Below are 19,482 nucleotides of genomic sequence, written 5' to 3'. Positions count from 1 at the left end.
TACGGCTTTTTTCGGCGTGGAGGGGCATGTGGTCGCGGCGCTGCGTCATGAGGCGATCGCTCCCGGCCGGCAGTCCTGTTCCGCGCCCGCGTGGCCCGCGACGACCGCGCCGGGCTCGCACACCGCGACGGAGCCCGCCGCGAACGAGGCGTCGGGAGCACTCGTAATCAGGTGGTGATCGACGATGTCCCGATTGCCGATCGTACGGGTTTCATGAATCGAACATCGCCGATCTTCAGAGGTCGCCGAGAGGGGCTGTCGAGATACCCACGCGCTCCTCGTTGAAGCCCTCCGTCCGCGTCATCGCCGACTGGGAGAGGCTCGCCAGCACTTTGACCGGCCACGACAGGCTGTCCATCGACCGACACCACTCGAGCGCCAGGAAGCCCGCGGCCCCGACCGCGAGCAGCACCGCGGTCGTGATCAGCACGACCCGGCTGTGACGACGATGGTCGTCGCCCTCGGTCCTGGCGGGCGCTGGAACAAGACGCCCATGACAGCCGACGAGCTCGCGCGCAAGCTTGGCAAAAAGGCGTTTCGTCGGATCACATGGCGCGAAGGTACGGGCAAGAAGCTCGCGTCGCGGTTCGCCTTGCGCCGCGTTCGGCTCGCCAATGACGATTGACGATGGCATCCCGGTCGAGGAGCACGAACCGCTGTGGCTGCTCATCGAGTGGCCGTTCGGCGAAAGCGATCCCTCGAAGTTCGCGGTCACGACGCTGGGGACCAAGATGTCCAAGAAGCAGATCGTACGCCAGTACAAGGAGCGCTACCGAACTGAGCAGGCCTACGAAGAGATGAAGGGCGAGCTGGGGATCGATCACTTCGAAGGGCGGCGATTCCGAGGCTGGCACCACCATGTTTCCGTCGTCCTGTGCTGTTACGCCTTCATCGTGGCCGAGCGTGATCGGTCTTTTTTTCCCTCGGCAGACGCCGAAGGTCACGCCCACCCGCTCCGCTTCGCGGCCTGAGCGTCACTTCGCCGACTCGCTCGCGACCGTTCTCCGCGCGATCGCTCGCGCCTTGATCGCGTGGCTGCCTCGTTGCCCTGCGTGCCACCGCCCGCCGTTACGCCGCAGCGCGCATTGGTTCGTGTCCGCGCCGCGCTGACACAGTAGTGGTAGGCTCTTCTGGCTTCGCAGGGCGCGGTCCGATGCGATTGCGCGCCAACGTGGGCGACTTGCCGAGGCGAGCACGCCAGCGTACTTGACGGTGTGAAAGCGCGGCGGCGGGACGCTGGCCGCGAGGCGGCACAGGAGCGAGAGCGGATCCATATCCACCGCGACAGTCCCGTCAGCGAAGGCGCGCTTGAGCGACAGCCGCACCAGGCCGTCCTGCTGCGGCTCGACGCGCTCGTTTGCGATCGGGGGTCGCAGCACGTAACGCAGCAGCGCCTCCCTCGCCGCGGCATGGTGCGCACCGGCGCGCGTCGCTGCGTGCAAGGTGAAGCCATCGAGCGCAGCGCACAGCGGCTTGTCGTACGCGAGCGCGCTCGGACAATACGACGAGAGCCCGCGGCGCCATTGCGGGGCGACGACGTGTGGCGCGGCTCTCGTCCCGAGACGGCGGAAGCACAGAGCGCGGCCTCGGGCTCGTCGTCCTCCTCGACGTCGTGCTCGATCTCGAGATGCCCGTGCCGCCGGAGGTAACGGAGCATCCGCCCGACGGCGTGCTCTAGGACTTGACCGACCTCGCCCGTTCGCAGGTGACCGAGTTCGTTCCACACGAGCTCGGTGCCGTCTTCGTGATAAGCCCCGTCGAGGAAGACCACGTGCAGATGCGGATTGAGCCGCATGTCGCCGGACGTGCGTTGCACGACGGTCACCGCGCCGCTCTTGACCGCGCCGCACGCGCCTCGGCGCGCGGCGCGCTCTTCGTAGAACCGCTCCACGCTCTCGACGAAGATGCGGGTCAGCAGCCTCCGCGTCTGGAGCAAACACGGCTCTTCGCGGGCACGCTGCTGTCCTGGGAGACGGTCGCTAGCATGACTACATCGTCCCCCGAGTTCGTCCCGGGCCGTTGGCGCGACGCTGTGCGAAGAAGCCAGGGGTAGCGACCATCGGGAGCGCAGGGGCCGATAGGCCCCTGATTCAGGGTACGCAGTACTACTGCGACCCAAGGCGTGCGCGTCAAGCGTCGCTCGCTCGGCTCGGTTCTTGACGCATTCTTCACGCATGACCCCGCCGTAGGTCAGAGGGTTCTCCCGGAGACTCGCGCGCAGGTGGTCCAGGTGGAGACGCCGTGATCTCGGCATGGGCCAGCTTGCTCGCGTGGGCAAGAGATGCCATCCCTTCGCCCACCTGGCTCAGCACCCTCGGAGCCACCCAGGAGGATCCATGAGGACTGTTCACCGCGCTGCGCTGGCAGCCACGAAGAAGGGCAGGCATCGCGCTGGGTACCACGCGCTCCTCGGCGCCCTCGCGATGTCGCTCCTCGCCTGCGGGGGTGACGAAGGTGACGGGCAACCTCCGCCCGGCACCGAGCCACCGGCGAAGACTCCCCAGGAGGCTTGCGACGCGCTCTCCGGCGTCACCCTCGGCGACGCCACGCTCAGCAGCGCCACGCTGGTCGCGGCAGCCAACGGGGTCGGCGAGCACTGCAAGGTGGCTGGCCTCATCGGCACGAGCCTCCGGTTCGAGGTGGAGTTGCCAACCGAATGGAACAAGAAGCTCCTGTATGTCGGCGGAGGCGGCTGGGACGGAGCCATCTCGCCCATCTTCTTTCGCCCGCCCCGGGACGCCTCGGGGGAGTACGTGATGGTGGCCTCCAACGGCGGGCACGACGATCCGACGGGCGGGGTGTTCCTCAATAACCCGGAGGTGCAGCAGGATTTCGGTTACCTGCAGATCCACAAGGTCCTCGGCGCCGTCCTCGCGACGGTACAGGAGCGCTATGGCGAGCAGCCCGCGCGAAAGTACTTCGAGGGCTGCTCGAACGGCGGGCGCGAGGCGCTGATCCAGGCGACCCGGTGGCCCGAGGATTTCGACGGCGTCGTGGCGCGGGCGCCTGCCTACAGCTTCACCGAGCTCACCCTGGCCTTCAACAACATCATGAAGGACCAGCTGGGCACACCGGGGGGGCAAATCACCACGGCCAAGGCGGCCACGATGTCCAGCGCCGTGCTCGCGGAGTGCGACGCGCTCGACGGGGTCGACGACGGGGTGGTCAGCCACGTCGAGGCGTGCGCCTTCGATCCGGCGAGCTTGCTCTGCACGGCCGGCGATGCGGACACCTGCTTGACGCAGGGGCAGCTCGAGACCGCGCAGGCGATCTATGGAGAGTTCACGCTGCAGGACGGCACCTCGATCTATCCCGGCTGGGGCCCCGGCGGCGAGGACGAAGGCTTCCCGGCCTGGCTCATCGGCAACACGGCGGACTTCCCAGTGCCACTGCACATGTTCTTCGCCGAGTCGTTCATCCGGAACTGGATCATGAAGGACCCGGCCTACGACACGCTGCAGTTCGAGCCGGAAGCTCACCTCCCCGAGATCCAGGAGGCGGCCGAGGTCGTCGACGCGCCCTTCGACCTGACGGAGTTCTTCGCCCGCGAGGGGAAGGTCATCCTCGTGCACGGGACGTACGACTGGGCGATCAGCTACAAGGGGTCGATCGAGTACTGGAATGGCGTCGCCGACGCCGTGGGCGGCGAGGCCGCGCGGGACGAGAACATGGAGTTCTTCCTCCAGCCGGGCGTGCAGCACTGCTTCGGCGGCGTCGGCGCGGATACGGTCGATCTGCTGAGCGCCCTCGAGACCTGGGTCGAGGAAGGGAGGCCGCCGTCGACCCAGAACCTCGTCAGCTCGAAGGTCGACACGACGGGCGCGGTGCAATTCGAGCGGCCGCTCTGCAAATACCCGGAGTATCCGCGGTACAACGGCAGCGGCGACGCGAGCGACGCTGCGAGCTATACCTGCACGATGCCCTGAGAGCGCGGCTCTTGGGCGAGCATGGCCTCCGCGACGCCGTGCACGGAGCCAGGCACGCCCGCTTTGCGCTCGATGAAACCGAACCAGCCCCGGAGAGATCGGGCGCGCCCTGCGAGCCGGCGCGATTACCATGCGTGAGCCCGAGGTTCGCGGTACAATCCCGTTTGCTGCGTGGTTGGCGGCAGGGGAGCAGTCGCACGTGGACGCGCACCGACGGCGGCAGCGTCAGCACGACGTCTCCTCGGCGGCGAGCGCCAGCACGCGCTCGAGCGTGGCCGGGTCGAAGCCCGGCCGAACGCGGACCACCCGGCCGTTAGGCAGCGCGATCTCGATCGGCTCCGTCACGACCGGCGATGCGTCGGCCACCACGTGCACCGGCAGGAACCGCGGCGGCTCGGCCAACGACGACGGCGAGGGCTGCGAGGGCCCGTCAGCCCGCAGTTTCCAGCGCCAAGAGGACTGCTGCTCCGGCTTGTACCCCTCGCGCCGCGCGAACTTCTCGGCGCTCAGCCTGCTCCGCTCCCATCGCTCCACCCGCTCGGCCCACTCCACCCTCGTCGCCATCGCTTCCTCCTTCGCGATGGCGACAGGTAACCGTTCCTTGGCTCGGTCACCATGGCGACGAGCTTCATCCGCCCCTTGCAAGCTGGGCACTCGAGGACATCGATCGCAAATGTGCGGCGCAAGATCTCGGCGCGGTTTGTCGACCGCTCGATAGCCGCCACGCTTGCGTTTCGGAGCGGCGTCATCGTCCGCCTTCGTAGGCTCTTGTGGCTTCGCAGGGCGCGGTCCGATGCGCTTGCGCCATGGACTTGCGCGGGGCGACGACGTGTGGCGCGGCTCTCGTCCCGAGACGGCGGAGGCACAGAGCGCTGCCTCGGGCTCGTCGTCCTCCTCGACGTCGTGCTCGATCTCGAGATGCCCGTGCCGCCGGAGGTAATGGAGCATCCGCCCGACGGCGTGCTCTAGGACCTGACCGACCGCGCGAGTTGGAAGATGACCGAGTTCGTTCCACACGAGCTCGGTGCCGTCTTCGTGATAAGCCCCGTCGAGGAAGACCACGTGCAGATGCGGATTGAGCCGCATGGCGCCGGACGTGCGTTGCACGACGGTCACCGCGCCGCTCTTGACCGCGCCGCACGCGCCTCGGCGCGCGGCGCCACCGGCAGCCCGAGCAGCCGTCCGATCGCCTCGTGAACGACCCGGGCCGCCACCTCATCCCCGAGGGCGACGGCGCGGCATAGGGTGCTGGCGAGCGAGGCGACCACCGCAGCCCGACGCGACGGATCGGTCACGGCGAGCTCCCCAAGCCCGGGGCTTGGCCGCTGGGCCCGGGTTGGGTCCACGCCCTCCGAACGGGTGCGATCCGTCGTCACGCCCTCCGGAAATCCCCGGGGAAGCGACGGATCGCGACGGTTCGCCCCCACGGAATCGTCCCGCCAGAGAAGCCGGGCGATGACGAGCGACCACCGGAAACAGTAGATATTTCATCGTTTTCGCCTGTTGCGCGCAGAGGGCGGCTCCGGTGTGGCCCAACGGGGCGCCCTCCTCCGTCGCGTCGCCTGCGGTGAAGGGCCCGCCGCATCACCGATCGAAGTCGGCGACTGGCCTGGCGGCGCAGCACCGCGATCACGGTGCGGGTGAGGCCACGCGCGGCCAGCGCCTCGTCCACCGGGCCCCTCGCGCTCCCGCGACGCGAGACCACCACCCCCGCGGCCACAGCGCGAACAGGCTCCCGCCGAGCATCACGACCCCGAGGCCGAGCGCGACGACCAGCGCCGTCCTGCCGGGCGGAGCAGGATCGGCATCACGTCAGAATAGACCGCCTCCGAGGACGGTCGCCTCGAAGGAGCCCGTGACCGGCGCTCCCGGCTCCGTCGAGGCCTCGTCGAAGTGGATCTTGCCGTCGCCGAAAAAGCCCGTGAGCGCCGGCTCCGACTGCGTGAAATCAAGCGCGAACGCCAGGACCGATTGCCAGTCGTACGGGCCCTCTTTTCCGGCGGCGAAGATCTCCGGGTCCACGACAAACACGAGGGCGCGCACCGTCCCGTCGGGGAAGCTCCCGACGACCGTCACCTGGGCGCGGCCGCTCGTGATGGACTCGACCCCTGGCTCGGAGCCTTCATAGCCCGCCGCGGAGCCGACGGTCCCGGCCGATTGCGGGTCATCCGCAGGGAACGCGGCGTCGAACGTCCCCGTCCCCGCGGCGAAGGGATCCGGCTCGGTGAGCGACCCCCACGTCGTCGAGAACGTGCCCTTCACGGTCCCGACCGTCGTCAGGCACGCGATGGCGGGCTGCGGGAACGTCCACGCGGGGGGCGTCGGCGCGATCTCGGCGGTGATCGTGGCGCGGCGCCCGCTCACGAAGCTCCGTACCGCGTCGGTCGCCACCCTCACGGCCGCCGCGTCCGCGCGCACGTACGGCGCGAGGAGCTCCTCCATCCGGTCGATCTCGAGGAGCAGCGCGTCCTCATTCCAGGCCGTCTCGAGGAGGTCCATCATCGCCTCGGCATAGGCAGCGCGGAGCTCCGGGGTCTGGTAGAGCCGGTTCGCGATGGCGCCCTTTGCCGAGACCGACTGCGGCCGCCCTGGCGGGCCGAGCGGGTCGTCCGCGTCGAATGACATGTCGGGGCCCCACGGCAAGAAGGACATCTTCCCGGACGCCGGGTCGAAATACACGAAGTGGTTGTTCGTGTTGCCCGCGTAGCCGTCCCACGCGCCGAGCAGCGACTCGGTGGCCCAGTACCGCCGGAAGGTCTCGATATCCAGGACCGCGCCGAGCGTCGCGTCGAGCTCGGCGTCGCTGGCCAGGAGCGCGGCGGAGACCGCGTCGAGCTCGCTCAGGTCGGGGTCGTCCTCGTTGGTCTTCTTTTCGTACGTGGCGGTCCATCCGTCGCGGAAGTCGCTGAGCTGGCCCTCGTAGAGGTCGCCGCTCGCGTCCGTGAAATGGCGCTCGAGGACGCGCTTCCCGACCGGCTCCACGTGCGCGTAGATGCCGAGGTCCTGCCCGTTGACGGTCACGTGGGCGAAGTTGCAGCGCGAGGCGGGCAGGCCGGCGTCGCGGAAGACCTTGAACGCGAGGCACGTCTTGATCAGCGAGGGATCCTGACGGGCGTTGTTGAGGGTCATCCCTTCGAGGCCGGCGTACTCGCGCCCGTCCACGTATTCGTCGAAGCTCACCTTGAGCGACGGCTTCGACAGGCTGGCGGAACCGAGGAAGCCCTTCTTGCGGACGGACGACATCTCGAGCGTGGTGCCGTCGACGGTGACGGTCGCGGGGAACTGGGTGTAAGGGCTCCTCTTGGGGCCCTCCATGCAGCCCTCGCCGATCACCTCCGAGACGTCGCGGGACTGGCGGCGGAGCGTCTCCCAGTCCTCGGGCGCCAGGGTGATTCCCACCTCGATGACGTGGTCGGGATCGAACATGGCGTCGCTCGGGTCGGGATCGGGTGTGTCGGGGCCGCCGCCGTCGCCGGGCGGGCCGCCGCCGGAGGGGCCGCCGCCGTCGCCGGGGGGGCCGCCGCCGGAGGAGGCGTCGGGGGTTTCGCCGGGCGTCTGCGGCGGGTCGGAGCCGCACGCGGACGCGCCGAGGGCCAGCGCCAACGCCATCACCGAGAGCATGCTGCGTGCACGAACGAGCGTGTTTGTGTGTTTCCGTACCATGAGACGAGTGTCTAGCACGTCCGGCCGCCTCCGCGGGGCCGCCTGACACGCTATCTTGCGCCATGAGCGGCGCTGCGCGATGCATCTCGCGATGCAATGCGTCGAGGTGCTCACCCGTGACCGCATGGCCGAGATCACGCTGAACCGACCCAAGGTCAACGCCATGAACCAGGCGTTGCTCCGTGAGATGACCGACGTCTTCGAGCGGCTCGCGCAGGACGACGCCGTGAGCGGCGTTCTCGTCCGCGGCACCGGACATAGTTTCCGCCTGTTTCGCCGCCGAGGGCGGCTTCGGTGTGGCCCAACGGGGCGCCCTCCGCCGCCGCATCGCCCGCGGTCACCTGCTTCGCATAAGACGCACCAAACGTCTCCACAAATTGCCACCGTGGCTATCAGGTGGTGGTGAGTCGTGTGGCGATCCGTGCCGTTCCTGGGAGCGGCGCCGGACCGCGGCCTCGACGACATCCGGGAGCCTGTAATGATGCGCTTCGATGTAGTGGAGCACCATGTTCGGCAGGACGAAGCGTACGGCTTGGTCTTCGACGAAGAACTCGCCCTTATCATGGTTCTCGCCGCAGATCTCACAGGTATGCAACCCCCGGTAGTCATCGGGGAGTTGATTGACGTTCCACAAGAACCGAAGCGTGGCGACGATGGTGGGGTCGGTGTCCCCCGGGTGCGTGACCGCGCCGCCGAGCCAGCCCACCGAGCGGTACTGGTACCCGTCGTTGCCGTGCGTGTTGTAAGTCCACTCTGAAAGATCAGGGATGTGCATCGGGTTCACTCTTCAGGGATGATCTTCACAGGACCCCGGGTACATGACGGCAAGTTCGGAGTGACAGCTGCTGGGCGAGGTGGTCCCCCAAGCCCTGGCTCGACGCTCGACCTCCGCTGGCCCAACGCCGCGTTCAGCGGCGAGGGCGGCGCGCAGCGACCCCATCGTCCGCTGCGACGGGTTGTCAGCCACGTCGCGCTCCATTTTCAAAGATGCCGGAGCTCCTGCGGGTTCATTCTCGCCCAGCGATCAGGTGCGCGATACAACCGAGCAAGCAACCCGGCCCTCTTGTCCGCTGCGCTCGTAGGCTCCTGGTCGGTTCGTTCGTGGTCGCGCCGGCCCACAGTTTACCCCTCCCGCATCCTTCGAAAGCCTCAATGGGATCGAGGCGGTCGCGCTCCTCTGCTCGCTCAGTCTTCTTTCATCTGGCTAACTATCAGTCGATTGGTCAACCGAAGCCGCCGGACCAGGTCTGTCTAGCTCGTCGCCTTTTGTGACCTCCCCCACGGAGAATCTCACGAATCGGCTCTGCGCCGCAAGGCCCAAATGCTGTCCAGCGCCATAGCGTAGATCCATCGAACACCGGCGGTGCTGGCGGCGGGCCGAGCAGCCGACCCATCGCCTCGTGAATGACCCGGGCCGCCACCTCGTCTCCGAGGGAGACGGCGCGGCTCATGAAGTACAGGCCCCTGGAGAAGGCGCCGATCGCCACCAACCCCTCGCGGGGCAGGACGCCGCCCTCGATCTCGAGCGCGGGGCCCACCCGCGCTCTCAGCGCGTGAAGTTTTGGACGGCCCAGACTTTGCCGCTGCTCGTCGTGTAGAAGCCGCAGGCGACTTGGGTGACGGAGTCGTCGGTCATGTTGAGGAAGTGGCCGTGCATCTCGTAGCAGTCGCCGGTGCAGTTTGCGGTGGGTGGCGGGCCTTCGTCCCACATCTGTTGCATGCACAGGCCGATGACTTTCTTGTTGGAGGAGTAGCCAGGGCAGGAGTTTTGCGTGCCGCCGGGCTCACAGATTTTTGCTCGGATGCCGGCGTGAGCCATGTCGTGATCGGCGTCGTATTTCGCCATCTCGTTGGCGCAGGCTTCGCCGTCTTTGCGGCGCTTGAGCGCCGGCAGGCAAGCGCACTGCGTGAGGAACTGGTTGATGCGATCGACGCAGTCTTGCGCGAGGTCGCCGGTGCTCGGCGGTGGGTCCAGCTCGCAGGCGAGGTTTTTGACGCAGGCCCCGCCGCCGCCGGTTCCGCCGCTCGCTCCGCCGGCTCCGTCGCTCGCCCCGCCGGCTCCGCCATTCGCTCCGCCAGCTCCTGCCGACGCTCCGCCGCTCGCCGTGCCCGCGCTTCCCGAGGAGCCGCCGGCTGACTCGCCGCCCGTCGACGCTCCGCCCATCGCGGCTCCTCCTGTCGTTGCGCCGCCATTCGTCGCATTGCCGCCGGCGCTCGTCGCGCCTCCGTTTGGTTGGGTGACGCCGCCAGTGCCGCTCGTGCCCGGGGCGCCCCCTGCGCCTCCCGAGCCGCCGGGCTCGTCTGGCGAGCTGGAGCAGGCGAACGCGAACGCGAGCACGCTGAAGGAAGCGATACGCATACCTGCAAGTGTGGAGCTGCTGCGACTAACCGTTCAAGTAAAAGCAGGCGGACGCGAGACGTTCGAAAATTCCGCTGCGCTTGGACGAGGTTCGTTTCCCACCGCTCGCTTCGTTACGGACAGCTCTTGAGGTCGACGGACGCTGCGTAGATTTCTTTAGCAGCTCCCGCCCCCCGCCAGCAGCGCGCGAGAGTTCGTGAGCTGAGAGCCGGTCCTTTATCTCGGGCGGCAGTTCCGGCTCCGCTTGCTCCCTGCGGAGACCGACCATCACGGCCGTGACCGGGAGCGCTCACCCCCGCGATGGCCATCGAACAGCCTGCGCGATCGAGCATCAACCATCGTGAGCGTCAACACCCAGCGATGGCCATCGCGCGCCTTGACCGCTACCGCGCGCGCCCGCAATGGCCATCAACCGGCCTGCTCGACGGACCATCAGCCAGCGTGAGCGTCAACAGCCCCCCCGGCGCCCCCAGCCCCCCACATGCTTCGCCGCGTGCCGTGTCCCGCTCGGGGGCCCCCGGCGTTGCTGCACTCACCGGGTTCACGGTGTGCCGACGGTCACTTCGCGACCTTCAGCACCGTGCCGTCGTCGATGTTCGACCAGTAGACGCTCGACGCATCCACCGCGATACCGAAGGGAGCGCACCGGCCGGAGTCGGTGGTGAGTGTGGTGGGCGTGCCGCCGCCCTTGCCAACCTTCAGCACCTTGCCGCCGTCGTACCAGTCGGTCCAGTAAACATTCGTCGCGTCCACCGCGAGGCACATGGGAGAGTTCTGGTCGGAGGCGAGCGGGACGGGCGTACCGCCCGATTTACCCACCTTCATCACCGTGCCGCCTTTTGTGTTCGTCCAGTAGACGTTCGTCTCGTCCACCACGATGCCCTGCGGATCGCTCCCGGTGGCGAGCGGGATGGGGTTACTGCCGTCGCGCCCCATCTTCCAGACCGTGTTGTCGCCGCGGTTGGTCCAGTAGATGCTGGTCTCGTCGATGGCAATGCCGTACGGCTGAAGCTGGCCGGAGATCAGCGGGACGGGCATGCCTCCGTCGAGCCCCACGGTCATCACCGTGCCGCCGTCCTTATTCGTCCAGTAGACGCCAATGGCATCGACCACAATGTCGTTCGGATATTCCTGCCCGGAGGCGAGCGTGACGGGCGTGCCTCCCGCGATCGGCGCCTTCATCACCGTGCCTCCCGCTCGGTTCGTCCAGTAGACGTTCGTCGCGTCGATCGCGATGCCGAACGGTTGATCCTGCCCGGAGGCGAGGGGGGAGGGACCGTAGCCGCCTTCGCGCGGCGCAAACATCACCGTGCCGTCGTCGGTGTTCGTCCAGTAGGTGTTCTTCGCGTCCACCACGACATTGGCCGGCTGGTGCTGGTTGCAGGCAACGAGACAGAGCTCCTTCTTCAGCCTCATAATCGTGCCGCTCTCGTAGCACGTCCAATAGATGCTCGTCGCGTCCACCGCGATGCCTTTCAGGAGACCTAGCCCGACGGCAACGAAGATGAGATTGCTGCCGTCGAGCCCCATCTTCATGATCACGTACGCGCCATCGATCCAGTAGATGTTCGTCGCGTCCACCGCGATAGCAGACGGACCCATACCTTCGGGGCCGATCTGGACGGGATCGCCGCCGCCAAGCGGCGCCTTCCAAATCCCGCGAAAGTTGTCCCCGAAGTAGATGCTCGTCGCGTCCACTGCAGGACCGCAGGAGTACCCGACGGCCACCCAGCCATTGCCGACTTGGCTGTGCGTCTTGCTATCGAGTTCCGCCATCCATACTCGATTGCCGGCCGCCCAGTACATGGTCGTCCCGACCACCACGATGCCCCACGCCGCGAACTCCTCGAGCCCCCCGACCGCCCCGAAGGGAAGCGGGGTGGGGGTGCCGCCGTCGAGCCCCATCTTCATGATCGCTGCCGGTTGGTAGTTGCACCCCCAGTAGACGTTCGTCGCGTCCACAGCAATGCCTTGCGGGGTTACCTGATTCGAAGCGATCGGAACGGGCTTGCCGCCGTCGAGCCCCATCTTCATGATGCAGCCGGCGGACATGTCGGTGTTCGTCCAATAGACGTTCGACGCGTCTACCGCGATACCGTACGGCGCGTGCTGCCCTGAAGCAATGATCAAAGAACTCATCTCATGCTCTCCCAGCGCGCCAAATCAATCGTTCGCCTGAACCGAGCTCGTGAACGCGTACTCCCCGAGGTAATTGACGACGATCTTGGGGAGGATGTGGAGGTTGATGGTGAAGCCCTCCTTGACGAGGGGATCGATGTTGGCCTCCAGGTTGTATTGATACGGGAACGTCGTCGATTTCTCCGTCATGGTGAGGTTCGACGAGGGCGGGTACCAGGGGGGCGGGTGCGCGTCATTCCCTGACGGGTCGCAGCTGCTCGCGTCCCAGTAGGCATCGTCCGCCGTAGGTTCCACGCCCACGCTGATGGACATCTGCTTGGCCCCGAAGAGCGCAGTGACCGTGAAGGATCCGCTGATCATGCGCGTGTCGCTCGTCTCGGCCAGCGTGGGGACGTACGAGAAGTCGGTGATCTGGACGGTCTTGTCCACGTCCACGATGGGCTCGCCATAGATCTGGGGTTTGTCGTCCGACGCGGCGGTCGCGCTGGCCTGGACCGGGATCGCTCCCACGGACTTATCCTTGTCGTACTTGATCATGTATTCGGGCATGACATGGATGTCCACGCTCAGCGGTCCGGCCACGTAATCGCCCGTCGGCGTCGTGGTGTAGAAGTACGCTTCGGAGACGGATTGCCCGGGCGCGAGCGTGTTCGAGAGGAGGATGTTCCTGTACCTCTTGCCGTTGCCGCCTGCGTCGCACGTCCACGCGGCCCAATCCGAGTCGTCGTTCGCGATGACGACGTCCAGCGAGAGCTTCACGTCGGTGAGATCGAGCGTCGTCGTGACATTCTTGATCGTGACAGACTCGCCGCTGATGATGTAGTTCTTCTGGATTGCATTCCTGTAATGGTGGGTGACCTCGATCACGCCGTCCGTCCACGTCTGGGTCTTCATGCCCGCGTCCGCGGCGATGATCATCGGCTGGTCGCTGGGCGTCCACGCGCCGACGATCCGGGACGGGTCGGCGCCCTTGGTCAGGCCGATGTTCGAGGGCTTGTCGAAGTAGAGGGCGGCGACCCCTTGCATGAGCGGATGAACGCTCGGCTCGAGCTTCAAGATATCCGTGGTTTGCGAGCTCCCGTCGTTCAAGACGATGCCGAAGTGACTCAGGAAGGTGTTCCAGATCGAGGGCTCGCCCGCGCTCGCTCCCGCCCCGATGTAGACGCAGCCTCCTCCATTGACGTAATCGAGCAGCGCGGCGTTGTCCACCGGCGTCCGCGACAGGAAGACGGCGTCGTACTTCGCGAGAAAGTCCGGCAGGTCTCCCGGGACAGACGCCACCCACTCGAGCGTGCCGCCATTCTTCGCCACCGTGTCCGCGAAGGCGGCCGGCAGGAACGTGTTGTCTTCGTCGATGTTGACGAACGAGCCGCCCTGCCCCCTTTGAACCAGGTCAAGACATTGGTCACGAAGGTCTCGGTCATGGAGGTCGTCCGCTCGTAGGCCTGCGCGCTCGTGCTCTTCGCGTCCGCGATGACGATGACCTTGCCCCACTTCATCTGTGCCTGCGTCACTTCCTTCTCCCTTGAGTGAAATCGTACCCTCGATCGGGCTCGTACGAAGCCACTTCAGCAATCTCCGTACCCAGCGGCGCCGCACAAGACACTACCGGGTCCTCGCAAGAAGTCCGGCGGGCGCGGGCCGGACTGGGGGCGATAGAGCCCGCGTCCCTGGATGAAGCGCTGCGTCCCTGGGTGACGAGCACGCTGCCGCATGTGCCCCCTGCACGGAGGCGGAACAATCCCGTCCCTGGAGCGGCGCTCACCTGCGCGCGGTACGGGCTCAGCCGAGGAGCTAGCCTGCGGCCAGGTGGTGCAGATCTGAAGCCTGAAAGGTCAGGCACGCTCGTTGCCCATGGCGCCAGCGACCCCCGCGAGAATCGGAGCGCGATGAGGGGCTATCCGGAAGCTCTGAGCTTTCGGCGGCGAGGAACGCGCGCTCGTCGAGGGCAGGCGGAGTCAACGCCGGACTCGCGGCCTCACACAGGCTGGAGTGTACGGGGCAACCAACAAAGAGAATGAAGCATCGGTTTTTCCCAGCCTCAGGGCCATGTCGAATTGACATCATTTACTGCGAGGTTCAAGCATGAAACGATTTCATTGTGAGACGCTCTCCGTGTGCATCCTAGCAGCAGGCGTCGCCGCTTGCAGCGGCTCGACCGGCGATCCTCTGCCGGTGGGCTCGACGAGAGGCGCCCAGCCCGACCAGGCTGCGCCGATCTCCTCCGGGGACGACGGCTCCGGAGCGGAGGGGGATGATCTCGCGCCCGCCGGAGAGCTGAACGAAGATACCAGCGCGACCGAGGAGGAGCTGAGGCCCAAGGAGGACGACTCCCCCCTGTCCACGCTCCCGTTCGACCCCACGGGGGGGGATCGCCCGAAGGGCCTCCCGCTCCCCTTGCAGAACGTGACCTGCCCCAGCTTCGAGGGGTTCACGTGGCATGACGAGACTCCCACGACCGGCGCGGACCTCGGGAATGCGGTCGCCGCGTCCTGCGACGCCGTCTACCAGGTCGGGTCCACCACCGGGGCCATCTTGGGCGAGGTGAACAGCGGCGCGAGTGACGCTTTCATCCGCAAGGTCGGGCATGACGGGAACCTATTGTGGGGCGCGCAGATCGGCACATCGGCGATCGACCAGGCGACGAGCGTCGCCGTCTCCTCCGCCCAGTGCCCCACGAGCGGCAACGAGTCGCTGTACGTGGTCGGCCACACGAGCGGCGCGATCGTAGCCGGCCAGAACAAGGGATCTTCGGACGTCTTCCTCGTCAAGCTGAACGCAAACGGGACCGAGGCGTGGCGGCGCCAGTTCGGTACGGCTGGGGTGGATCAAGCGTGGTCTGTGGCCCACGCACCTGATGGCAGCGTCTACGTGGTGGGCTCCACAGCCGGGAATCTCGCCGGGGTGAACCCGCCGCCGACGAACGGTACCACGTCGCTGTTCGTGGCGAAGTATTCGGCGAGCGGCGATCATGTCTGGACCAGGCAGCTCGGAGTGAACAACAAGACGACCATCGCGCGAGGCGTGTCCGTCGGAGCCGATGGGCAGGTCTACGTCGCCGGTTACACCACCAGCGCGCTGGCAGGCCAACCGTACGCGGGCGGCAGCGCTGATGCCTTTGTCGCCCGCTACAGCGACAGCGGTGCTCTGGGCGGGCTGGCTCTCCTCGGCACGAACCTCCAGGACCAGGCGTTCAGCCTGACCACTTCGGTGGAGTCGGGTCAGACCGTCGTCTACGTCTCCGGCACGACGAACGGGAACTTTCCCTCTTATGCCTCTTCGACGAAGTATGACGCCTTCCTCGCCAAGCTGGACGCGAGCCTCACGACGCAATGGATCCGGCAGACAGCGGCGAGCGAGAACGTCTCCGCTACGTCGGTGGCCGTCGTCGGTGGATCTGTCGTGTTGACCGGCCAGACCTCGCGCGACCTCGACTCCGACGCGCCCCTCGGGAGCGAGGACATGTACCTGCGCGAGTACAGCACGGCGGGGGCACACCTGCGGACCGAGTACATCGGCACGAACGCGACGGAGACGGGACAAGGGCTCGCCGTCGATCCGAGGGGCAACGTCTTCCTGACGGGCAGGACGGACGCGCCGTTCTGCGGTCACTCCTTCGGCGGCGGTGGTAGCGACGCCCTCCTCGTCAAGGTCATGAAGGGGTGCCGCGTGGACACCCCGGATCAGTCCTGCAAGCCCGCCGTGTGCTGGGGAGACCCCCATTACGTCAGCTTCGATAATGTCGCCTTCGACTTCCAGGGGGAGGGCGACTTCGTGATGGCGACCAGCGCGGCCACTCCCGATCTGGAGATCCAGATCCGGCAGTGCCCCGTGTCGCCGGGCGTCTCGACCGGCCGGGCCGTGGGCGCGCGCATCGCGGGTGATCTCGTGGAGTTCCACGTGAACGGCGCGCTCTACTTGAACGGGCAACAGACGACGGTGCCGTCGAGCGGCGCGCTCGCGCTCGCCGGGGGCGGGAGCGTCTACCAGTCCGCGAGCGGCAGGACCGTGCTGGCCTGGCCGACGGGAGAGCGGCTGGCGCTGCATCCAAGGAGCTATGTCCTCGGCTTGTACTTGGACATGCTCTTCCTCGTCCCGCAGGCCAGCGTGGGCAAGATGCTCGGCCTCTTCGGGAACGCCGATAACGACCCCACCAACGAGTTCATGATGGCCCGGGACGGCAGCGCGCTGAGCAGCGCGCTGACGTTCTTCGAGATGTACCAGGACACGAACAGCTACGCGGACGTCTGGCGGGTGGGCGCTGCCCCGGGCGACGTCGCGCTCATCCAGCAGGGCACGCCGTGCGGCGGTCCGGCCGGTCCCGGGCAGCCGGCGTGGCTCAACAACCTGACCCCTGCGCAGAGGGCCGCGGGCGAGCTGGCCTGCGCCGGCATCACCGACGAGGCCGTCAAGCAGACGTGCATCCTCGACGTGGGCCTCACCGGCGACCCGAGCTTCGCGGACTCGGCCCAGGACGCCGCCACGGATCTCGCGAACCACGGGCAGGGCGGGCTGGTCATCAACAGCCCCCGCAGCGTCTACTTCAACAACTTCACCGGATCCATCGGCCCGGAGTGGGAGTCCATCGTCACCAGCGTCACCCCGCTCGGAGACCGCACCTTCCTGGGGCAGTTCGGCAACGAGACGGTGAACCTGACGCTCAACGATCTCGCCCCCCACACCGAGCTGACCGTCAGCTTCGACCTCTACCTCGCCAACGCTTGGGACGGCGATGGCCCCCTTGGCCCCAGCGTCTGGACCGCCTCCGCGGAGGGCGTCGAGCTGCTCAGCGGGACCTTCTCCAACACCCTGAGCTCCCAGAGCTATCCGCTGGACGGGAGCCTGGCCGGGTCGGGAGCGCGCGAGGTGAACACCCTCGCCTATCCGTACGGCGACTCCGTGTACCGCATGAAGCTGGTCTTCCCGCACTCCGCGCCCGACCTCGCGCTCGACCTGTCCGCGGCTGGGCTGACCGGCCTCTTCGATGAGGGCTGGGGCGTGGCCAACTTCGAGGTCCAGGGGCGCTGACGCTCCCTGAAATAGCCGTGAAGTAACCTCGACCAGCCGACTGTCTTCGCAGCGGTCGCACCGGAGCCGCGCGAACCCGAGGCAGAGCAGCCCGCCGTCGAGGTAGGCTTCGAGCTCCTTCTTCGCGTGCTCGGGTGTCCGGACGGCGATGGCGCCGTCGTCGATCGCCCCGTACAGCGTCTCCACGTTGTCGCGCACGATCTCGTGGAGCGTCGTCTTCTCGGGACGACGGCTCCTCGCGCGGTGCCTCCGGGACGCGGCCGAGCCGGAGCAGGCGTTCGCGGCCTTCGAGCGTCTGCGGCGGCCCAGCGTCGAGGCGATCGTCCGCCAGGCGCGGCGGCACGGCAGCCGCAAGGCGGTCGCCGGTCCGGTGGCCGAGTGGTCCCGCGACCGGGCGCTGCCGCTGTTCCTGCGGCTCGGCGCGGCGGTGCAGGCGCGCGTGCACGCGTACCGGATCGACTGGGAGGCGCGGGCGGCGTAGCGCCGGGAGGGCGTCAGTCCTTGTCGTCCGGCTGCGCCACATTGTCCGGCACGCCCAGGGCGACCGGGCCCATCCCCTTGCTCTTGAACTGGTTGTGCCAGAGGCTCTTGCCGGTGAGCGAGAAACACTCCACCTCGCCCTGCTTGGCGACGAAGAGCCGGTCTCCCTCCAGGAGGAGCGTGGCGCGGCCCTGCGTGGCGGCCTTCACCTCCCAGAGCAGCTCGCCCGTCGGGTAATGCAGACAGGCGACGCTGCTGAAGCTCGCCGCGTAGATCGCCGCAGGCGTGATCAGGAGCGCTGTGGAAGAGAAACCGACCCCGGCCTGCTTGTACTCCCAGAGCACGCGCCCGGTGGCCGGGTCGACGCCGAAGATCTGATCCTGGAACGCCGCCACCAGCACCGGCGCCGCCGCGATTGTTCGGTATTCGCTCATACGTCCCCTCGCTTCCTGATTGCGTCCAGCGAGCTATCAGCGGGGGGGCGGCGCGGCAAGCTGCGAGCACGTGCGGGGTCGCGAGCCGCGCGCACGGCGAAAATGCGAGCTCGCATCGGCTCCCGGCGGAAAGGTGATGCGGAGAGCGAGCTCATCTCAAGCGGCTCCTCGCTAGCGCCGTTGCCCGTGGGGGACACGTGGCACGTGCGCGTCCCGAGCCGCATCGGCGATGCCGTGAGCCCTCCGGACGCCGAGCCGCAGACCCCCCGCCCCGCGTCAGACCCCCGTCGCCAGCACGGTGACGGGGGTGGTCGGGAAGACGCGCTTGCGAGCGCCATCGAAGCGCACGCGGACGACGTTGCCCGGCGAGAGCTTCCGGAGAGACTCCTCGCCGGCGAGGAGGGTCTCCTGGTCGACGAAGGCCGGACTGCCGTCGTCGGGGACGACCTCGAAGACGACCACGACGAGGAAGCCATTTTGCTTCACGAACTCCCGCAGCACCGAGCAACGGAGGACGCGCCCGCGGCCGAGGGAGCCGAACGATGCGACCAGGGTGGAGGCGAGGTGCCGCAGGAACCGCGCGAGCTGTAGAATCGCGAAGAGGCCCCCCGCCGCGACGAGCGCCAGGTACGCCGGCGACTCGACGGCCTGTGTTGCGGCCCAGGCGGCGATCCCGGCGCCCCCGAAGACGAAGACCGCGTGGAGGAAGAAGCCGAAGCCGTTGATCGGCAAGTGACGGACGAGCGTCCAGTAGGCCGAGAGTAACACGCTCTCCACGGCCCGCTCGGCTTCGTCTCTGGACACGGACGCTGCCCGCGCATAGTGGGCAATGGCCTCGTCGCGCTTGCCGTCGACGAGCAGCTGCTTGACGCGCTCGATGTCGTCCTTCGAGACGCTCTGCGCCCTGATTTGCGCGACGGCGGCGCCGGTGGCGGGCCGCTCGACGAAGAGACTCGTGTTGCAGAAGATGCAGATGACGTTGCGCAGCCCCGGCTCGACGGAGAGCGGCGCGCCGCAGTTGGGGCAAGAGGTCATCGAGAGCAGCAGGCTCATGGGCGGGGAAGCCTACCTCAGACCTCGCCTGGGCTCGAGCGTGGCGCGAACCATCGTGCCCCTCAACACGGCGCGGCTCAGGGTGCCGGCGAGCGATGACGGCCGCGACCAGGTACGCCGGGCGCTGCTCCGAGGCGAGGCGCCGCGACGGCAGCACCGCCGCCGCTCCCCGCGACGGCAGCACCGCCGCCGGTCCCCGTGACGGCAGCACCGCCGCCGCTGCCCCCCGAGGTGCCGTGCGGGGCGATCTCGACGTAGCCGCAGGCGGCAAGGGCGGCGGGGAGAGCAACGACATAGAGGAAAGGAGCGACAATGGAGCGGGGCATGAGGTCCTCCGTTCGGCGGGCGCTTTCGCCGTACGGAGGAACTATGGGAGCGGGCGGCGGGGGCGCTCCTTGAA

18 protein-coding genes and 1 pseudogene are annotated in these 19,482 nt (G+C 67.7%); 6 read left to right on the top strand and 13 right to left on the bottom strand.

Features of this window, described 5'->3' with window-relative positions:
- Positions 1-235: 235 nt before the first annotated feature.
- Positions 236-430: a hypothetical protein gene (locus tag WME97_RS08155; RefSeq protein WP_437550888.1), complete on the bottom strand. Its 195-nt coding sequence runs from the start codon at positions 428-430 to the stop codon at positions 236-238.
- An 18-nt stretch (positions 431-448) separates the two neighbouring features.
- Here WME97_RS08155 and WME97_RS08150 point away from each other — a divergent pair, with 18 nt between their 5' ends.
- Entirely contained in the window at positions 449-625 is a 177-nt protein-coding gene (locus WME97_RS08150; protein WP_272100912.1) for a hypothetical protein, read from the top strand.
- On the top strand, positions 615-971 hold the full coding sequence (locus WME97_RS08145) for a hypothetical protein (RefSeq protein ID WP_437550887.1): 357 nt from the start codon (positions 615-617) through the stop codon (positions 969-971). The genes WME97_RS08150 and WME97_RS08145 overlap by 11 nt, the downstream gene beginning before the upstream one ends.
- Positions 972-974: 3 nt before the next feature.
- Here WME97_RS08145 and WME97_RS08140 read toward each other — a convergent pair whose 3' ends face one another.
- Together WME97_RS08140 and WME97_RS08135 are read right to left on the bottom strand one after the other, a co-directional pair.
- Entirely contained in the window at positions 975-1,724 is a 750-nt protein-coding gene (locus WME97_RS08140; protein ID WP_437550885.1) for a transposase, read from the bottom strand.
- A pseudogene (locus WME97_RS08135) lies at positions 1,637-2,176 on the bottom strand (transposase); the annotation flags it as partial. The pseudogene WME97_RS08135 and the gene WME97_RS08140, both read right to left, overlap by 88 nt.
- 160 nt (positions 2,177-2,336) lie before the next feature.
- On the opposite strand from WME97_RS08135, the gene WME97_RS08130 reads away from it, so the two are divergent.
- Entirely contained in the window at positions 2,337-3,926 is a 1,590-nt protein-coding gene (locus WME97_RS08130; protein WP_437550884.1) for a tannase/feruloyl esterase family alpha/beta hydrolase, read from the top strand.
- 225 nt (positions 3,927-4,151) lie between these two features.
- On the opposite strand, the gene tnpA is transcribed toward WME97_RS08130, so the two are convergent.
- From tnpA to WME97_RS08115, 3 genes are all read right to left on the bottom strand, one after another.
- Positions 4,152-5,042, bottom strand: coding sequence for an IS66 family insertion sequence element accessory protein TnpA (gene tnpA / locus WME97_RS08125; protein ID WP_437550882.1), 891 nt, complete (start codon positions 5,040-5,042; stop codon positions 4,152-4,154).
- On the bottom strand, positions 5,039-5,221 hold the full coding sequence (locus WME97_RS08120; RefSeq protein ID WP_437275208.1) for a hypothetical protein: 183 nt from the start codon (positions 5,219-5,221) through the stop codon (positions 5,039-5,041). Before WME97_RS08120 ends, tnpA begins: the two co-directional genes overlap by 4 nt.
- 517 nt (positions 5,222-5,738) lie before the next feature.
- Positions 5,739-7,589, bottom strand: a complete 1,851-nt coding sequence (locus WME97_RS08115; protein ID WP_437550880.1) for a CotH kinase family protein — start codon at positions 7,587-7,589, stop codon at positions 5,739-5,741.
- Positions 7,590-7,668: 79 nt separating this feature from the next.
- Between WME97_RS08115 and WME97_RS08110 the strand changes: the two genes are divergently transcribed.
- Positions 7,669-7,995 (top strand): enoyl-CoA hydratase/isomerase family protein, encoded by a 327-nt coding sequence (locus WME97_RS08110; protein WP_437550879.1) that lies wholly within the window; start codon positions 7,669-7,671, stop codon positions 7,993-7,995.
- Here WME97_RS08110 and WME97_RS08105 read toward each other — a convergent pair.
- The 4 genes from WME97_RS08105 to WME97_RS08090 form a co-directional block, all read right to left on the bottom strand.
- The gene (locus WME97_RS08105) at positions 7,927-8,364 is read right to left on the bottom strand and encodes a hypothetical protein (RefSeq protein ID WP_437555701.1); all 438 of its coding nucleotides are present in this window, start codon (positions 8,362-8,364) and stop codon (positions 7,927-7,929) included. The two genes, WME97_RS08110 and WME97_RS08105, sit on opposite strands and share 69 nt — an antisense overlap.
- A gap of 771 nt (positions 8,365-9,135) precedes the next feature.
- Complete coding sequence (locus WME97_RS08100; RefSeq protein WP_437550877.1) at positions 9,136-9,753, bottom strand: CAP domain-containing protein; 618 nt, start codon at positions 9,751-9,753, stop codon at positions 9,136-9,138.
- 753 nt (positions 9,754-10,506) lie between these two features.
- Entirely contained in the window at positions 10,507-12,087 is a 1,581-nt protein-coding gene (locus WME97_RS08095) for a hypothetical protein (protein ID WP_437550875.1), read from the bottom strand.
- 24 nt (positions 12,088-12,111) lie between these two features.
- Positions 12,112-13,398 (bottom strand): hypothetical protein, encoded by a 1,287-nt coding sequence (locus WME97_RS08090; protein ID WP_437550873.1) that lies wholly within the window; start codon positions 13,396-13,398, stop codon positions 12,112-12,114.
- Between the two features lie 774 nt (positions 13,399-14,172).
- Here WME97_RS08090 and WME97_RS08085 point away from each other — a divergent pair.
- Both WME97_RS08085 and WME97_RS08080 read left to right on the top strand, forming a co-directional pair.
- On the top strand, positions 14,173-17,115 hold the full coding sequence (locus WME97_RS08085; RefSeq protein ID WP_437550871.1) for an SBBP repeat-containing protein: 2,943 nt from the start codon (positions 14,173-14,175) through the stop codon (positions 17,113-17,115).
- Positions 17,116-17,263: 148 nt separating this feature from the next.
- Positions 17,264-17,596: a hypothetical protein gene (locus WME97_RS08080; RefSeq protein WP_437550869.1), complete on the top strand. Its 333-nt coding sequence runs from the start codon at positions 17,264-17,266 to the stop codon at positions 17,594-17,596.
- A gap of 13 nt (positions 17,597-17,609) precedes the next feature.
- On the opposite strand, the gene WME97_RS08075 is transcribed toward WME97_RS08080, so the two are convergent.
- From WME97_RS08075 to WME97_RS08065, 3 genes are all read right to left on the bottom strand, one after another.
- A complete protein-coding gene (locus WME97_RS08075; RefSeq protein WP_437550867.1) occupies positions 17,610-18,029 on the bottom strand; it encodes an outer membrane protein assembly factor BamB family protein in 420 nt (139 codons plus the stop codon).
- A gap of 276 nt (positions 18,030-18,305) precedes the next feature.
- Positions 18,306-19,082, bottom strand: a complete 777-nt coding sequence (locus WME97_RS08070) for a hypothetical protein (RefSeq protein ID WP_437550866.1) — start codon at positions 19,080-19,082, stop codon at positions 18,306-18,308.
- 77 nt (positions 19,083-19,159) lie between these two features.
- Positions 19,160-19,408 (bottom strand): hypothetical protein, encoded by a 249-nt coding sequence (locus WME97_RS08065; RefSeq protein WP_437550864.1) that lies wholly within the window; start codon positions 19,406-19,408, stop codon positions 19,160-19,162.
- Positions 19,409-19,482: the final 74 nt, after the last annotated feature.

It is taken from the genome of Sorangium sp. So ce367, from assembly GCF_051520455.1.
GTDB classification, from domain to species: domain Bacteria; phylum Myxococcota_A; class Polyangia; order Polyangiales; family Polyangiaceae; genus Sorangium; species Sorangium cellulosum_B.
The sequence above is the reverse complement of the archived record's forward strand: the minus strand, read 5'-3'. Positions and strand labels throughout refer to the sequence as shown.